The organism is Bartonella queenslandensis AUST/NH15, assembly GCF_000312585.1.
Classification (GTDB): Bacteria; Pseudomonadota; Alphaproteobacteria; order Rhizobiales; family Rhizobiaceae; genus Bartonella; species Bartonella queenslandensis_A.
Window position 1 is genome coordinate 23201 of the sequence record NZ_HE997998.1, and the last position, 4613, is coordinate 27813.

Annotated in this window: 4 protein-coding genes; all 4 read right to left on the reverse strand. The window is 39.6% G+C overall.

Translation table 11 applies throughout. From position 1 onward, the window contains the following. On the reverse strand, positions 1 to 75 hold a 75-nt coding region (locus BN338_RS11615), incomplete at its 3' end, for a type II 3-dehydroquinate dehydratase (protein ID WP_156809248.1). Between the two features lie 53 nt (positions 76 to 128). Continuing rightward, on the reverse strand, positions 129 to 1262 hold the full coding sequence (gene recF / locus BN338_RS04005; protein ID WP_039759280.1) for a DNA replication/repair protein RecF: 1134 nt from the start codon (positions 1260 to 1262) through the stop codon (positions 129 to 131). A 20-nt stretch (positions 1263 to 1282) separates the two neighbouring features. Beyond that, the gene (gene dnaN / locus BN338_RS04010; RefSeq protein WP_039759282.1) at positions 1283 to 2404 is read right to left on the reverse strand and encodes a DNA polymerase III subunit beta; all 1122 of its coding nucleotides are present in this window, start codon (positions 2402 to 2404) and stop codon (positions 1283 to 1285) included. A gap of 189 nt (positions 2405 to 2593) precedes the next feature. Next, positions 2594 to 4165: a chromosomal replication initiator protein DnaA gene (gene dnaA, locus BN338_RS04015; protein ID WP_039759284.1), complete on the reverse strand. Its 1572-nt coding sequence runs from the start codon at positions 4163 to 4165 to the stop codon at positions 2594 to 2596. Positions 4166 to 4613: the final 448 nt, after the last annotated feature.

Sequence of the window (4613 nt, forward strand, 5' to 3'; positions counted from 1 at the left end):
TCCATAAATTTTGGGCTCACGTTGACCCAGAAAATTTAAATTAGGACCATTTAAAATCGTTATAATAACAGACATATCAAGCCTTTTCTTCTCGAACACCACTTATTAAAAAATATTTAGCATATTTTTTACAGCAATAAAGCGCCATCCTTAATCTCGAAAAATTCTGCGCGTCCTTTTAAATCATCAAATAAAAGACGGTCTGTTCCTGTCATAAATGTTTGCACAGCTAAATCATCAAGAATATCAAATAAAGCAGCACGTCGATGTGAATCAAGATGAGCAGCCATTTCATCAAGAAGAAGAATGGGAGCCCTTTCCGAGATCATACCTGTTAGACGTGCATGACACAAAACCAAACCTGTCAGTAGCGCTTTTTGTTCACCTGTTGAACAAGATGTTGCTGCTCTATTTTTATCCGCATAAAAAACTTGTAAATCTGTGCGATGTGGTCCTTCTAATGTCCGCCCAGCAGCACGATCCATTGCACGATTACGCCGCAACAAATCACAAAATCGCTCTTCAACTTCAATAGCTGATATTTCACCAAGAGCTGTTTCTAAAAAGCCATCAATTTGCAAAAAAGCTCGTGGAAAGGGTATCTGAGATGGCATTTGTGTAAACATGTCATTTAAAAGCCGAATAACATCAATACGCGCCGCAGAAATAGCTGTCGCTAATTCTGCCATCTGCTTTTCTAAAGCATTAAACCAAGCATTGTCTTCACTTCCATCCAAAAACAAACGATTCCGTGCACGCATCGCCTTATCATAATCAGCTATGCGACGACTATGCAACGGATCAATTGCCAAAACCATACGATCCAAAAAACGACGGCGCTCAAGCGAAGGTCCTGTAAAAAGACCATCCATAGAGGGTGTTAATATACTAATATGACAATAATCTGTTAAGCAATCACTTGGCTCATTCACACCATTAATATGGACCTTTCGACTGTTATCGCTGACCTCCAAAGCAGTACCGATCTTTACTTCACCATAAAGAGCACATTCAAGACATGCAAATACAACAAATCCTTCACCGCCTCCATCTATAAAACTAACGTCAGAATATGCAGCCCGACGCAAACCACGACCTGGAGAAAGAAAAGATAATGCCTCTAAAAGATTTGTCTTACCAGCACCGTTATGGCCAGTAAAAACCACATGCTGACCTGAAAAATGAATATTAAAAAAAGAATAATTGCGATAACGTAAAAGCTTCAGTTGCCTCACAGACACTTTGTGCACATGACTTTCCATGCATTGCAAAACAATCGCCCCTAAACGCGAATAGGCATCAGCACATAAAGTACATCCGCATCATCATTATCTCGAATCAGAGCGGGCGCTCCAGCTTCAGCCAACATAAAAACCATCTCATCGCTTGAAAGCTGCCCAGCAATATCCAAAAGATAACGTGAATTAAACCCTATCTCAAGGGGTTCCGATGTGTAAGTTACCGATAATTGATCTTCCGCACTGCCTGAATCAGGACTATTAACAACAAGCCTTAACTGTCCATGCTCAATCGTTAACTTAACTGCACGCCCCCGATCACTTGAAATCGTTGAAACACGATCAACTGCAGAAGAAAAATCCTGCCTATTAACAACTAATTCTTTATCATTTCCAAGAGGGATAACACGCTGATAATCTGGAAACGTTCCATCAATTAACTTTGATGTAAAAATCACAGAACCTACAGAAAAACGAATCTTTGTCTCTGAAAGCTCTATACATACATCACCATCATTTTCTTCTGAAAGAAGTTTTTGTAACTCTCCTACAGCTTTACGAGGAACGATAACACCCGGCATTCCTTCGACTCCTGAAGGAGCTTCCATCTCAACTTGTGCCAAACGATGACCATCAGTCGCAACCAAACGCAGTTTCAAAACATCATCATTAATAACATGGAAGTAAATACCATTAAGATAATAGCGGGTTTCTTCAGTAGAAATCGCAAATTGCGTACAATCAAGTAAATGCTTCAACCCTGATGCTGATAGAGAAAAGCGAGAACCAAACTGCCCAGGAAGTGATTCTGGAAAATCTGCCTTCGGAAGACATTGAAGCTGGAAATGTGCGCAACCCGAAACAACGGACATTGTACTTGCTTGATTCTCATCGACGGACAACACAACTTCATTGCTATCAGGAAGTTTCCGAACGATATCATAGAGCAAATGTGCTGGAACAGTTGTTGCTCCAGCATGCTCAACATTGACTGTAAAAGATTCTGTAACCTCTAAATCAAGATCTGTTGTCTTTAACTGCACATGACCATTTTCTGCATCAATAAGCACATTCGACAAAATAGGAACAGTATTACGACGTTCTACCACACGGTGAACACGACCAAGAGACTTGAGAAATTGATTGCGATCCACTGTAATACGCATAAAAGCCCCGTATGATTTACAAAAAACTATAAGAATTCCTTAGAATTAAAATAACAGATTCTTTTTAGAGAATCGCCTGTTAGAGTTTATTAAACCTCTTTTAAAATGGCAAGTCACTCCTACAATAAGAAAAAACAAATCCTTTCATTAAATTCTTTAAAGTTTCTTCAAAGAAAGAAATGATAAGCGCTATACAGCCTGTTCTCCAATCAACCGCTTCAGTAATTCAAGTTCCTTGGCCAAAGTCTGATCACCGCAAACTAAATCTTCAATTTTACGCACAGCATGCAAAACTGTTGTATGATCACGCCCACCAAAACGGCGTCCTATTTCTGGCAACGAGCGAGGCGTTAGTACTTTCGCTAAATACATTGCAACTTGTCGTGGCTTCACAACCGTACGTGTTCGACGATTAGATAACAAATCCTGTTTAGAAACGTTATAATGACGCGCTACCGTACGCTGAATTTCTTCAATCCGAATGCGCTTAGGTTCACCTGGACGGGTCAAGTGACCTAATAACTCATCAATCCGCTCTAAAGATAAATCAGACTCAAAAGATTGACGAAATAAGAGCTGGTTAAATGCACCTTCAATATCACGTCCCGACCCTAAAACCGTTTTCGCAATATATTCTAAGACATCATCAGAAATTGATATCATACCATCATCTTGCTGCGCCACCTTCAACCGCTGACGCAACATTTGCAAACGCATTTCATAATCCGGTGCTTCAATTTCAAGAGCAACCCCTCCCTGAAGACGAGACCGAACACGAAGATCAAGCGATTCTAATTCTGCCGGTGGACGATCTGCAGCAACAACAACCTGTTTTGCACTATCAAGCAACATATTAAGCAAATGGCAAAATTCATGTTGTATAGACTTACCCTGTAAAAACTGCATATCATCAATAATCAAAAGGTCGATGTCGCGGAGCTGTTCTTTAAAAGAAAGAGCATCATTATCACGAATAGCTGTTGCAAAACGCCACATAAAATATTCAGCAGTTAAATAAATAACACGTGCAGACGTTAAACGCTTCAATGCAGAAGCGGCAATTGCTTGAAGCAAATGCGTTTTTCCCAAACCAACAGATGCATGAATAAAAAGAGGATTAAAACGCAAAGCACTTTTATGTCCCTCCGCAATTGAACGTGCTGCTGCTAAAGCAACACGATTAGAAGCCCCCTCAACAAAACTTTCAAAGGTATAACGAGAATCAAGTGGAGATCCAAAAACTCCCGCTTGAGAACTCTTGACTGAATGCTCTGCACAACTCTCAACAAAAGATGAAGTCGCCTGCTCCTCCAACACAGTAGAAGGTGCACTGGTTTTACAAACAACATCTTTTGAAATACGTTCCATACCACGAACGATAACTTCAACACGAAGAATTGCTGAGTTTTCTTGTTTCCATAAATGAGTCAAAAGAGAACCGTAGTGATTATTAATCCATGAACGTAAAAAAGCAGTAGGAACAGAAAGCTTTACAAGAGTATGACTATACTCAGCAAGTTTCACACGACCAAACCAACTGGTATAAGCCTCAATACCAACCTGCGCCTTTAATTGTGCCATAACACGGATAAAAGCCGCCGCACTCTCCTCCTCTGAAACAATAGAATGCCCTACGGAAGCATTTCTACAAACAACCCCATCACCCTCCGCCATCCTATTCTTTATTACGTTCTCTGCCGACAGGATATTCACCGAAACCCTTTTAAAGGAACTAGCTTTAGAGTTCAATTTATCCACCATCTTCCATCCTGATAAAAATAAAATTTTGTCCTGCCAAACAGCTAAAATAAATCTAGCGAAGGCAAAACGCCCTACCCCAAATAAGATTACTCACCCTCCCCTAGGATAGCCTCATCACAACCCCACTAACAAAGATGACCAATAAGATTCACTTGCATTCATGATATGACCCACCCTTCTATAATGGCAAACATATCAATTAAGAAAACTAAAAAAATCATCAAAAACCTACACAACACAAAAGCTTCGAAAAACCTAAACCAAAGCATTTTATATTTAACAAAATACAGGATAATGCGCTGATATGAGACCCCTTCATGCTTTTCAGTCTTCACAAGAACCATACAAAACAGCAGAGGTAAAATGCAAGAGGTTAAAATAAAATCAAAAGCCCAAAAAAAATATTATAAAAATGCTTATTTCAATGAGGAATGATAAAAATTATTGA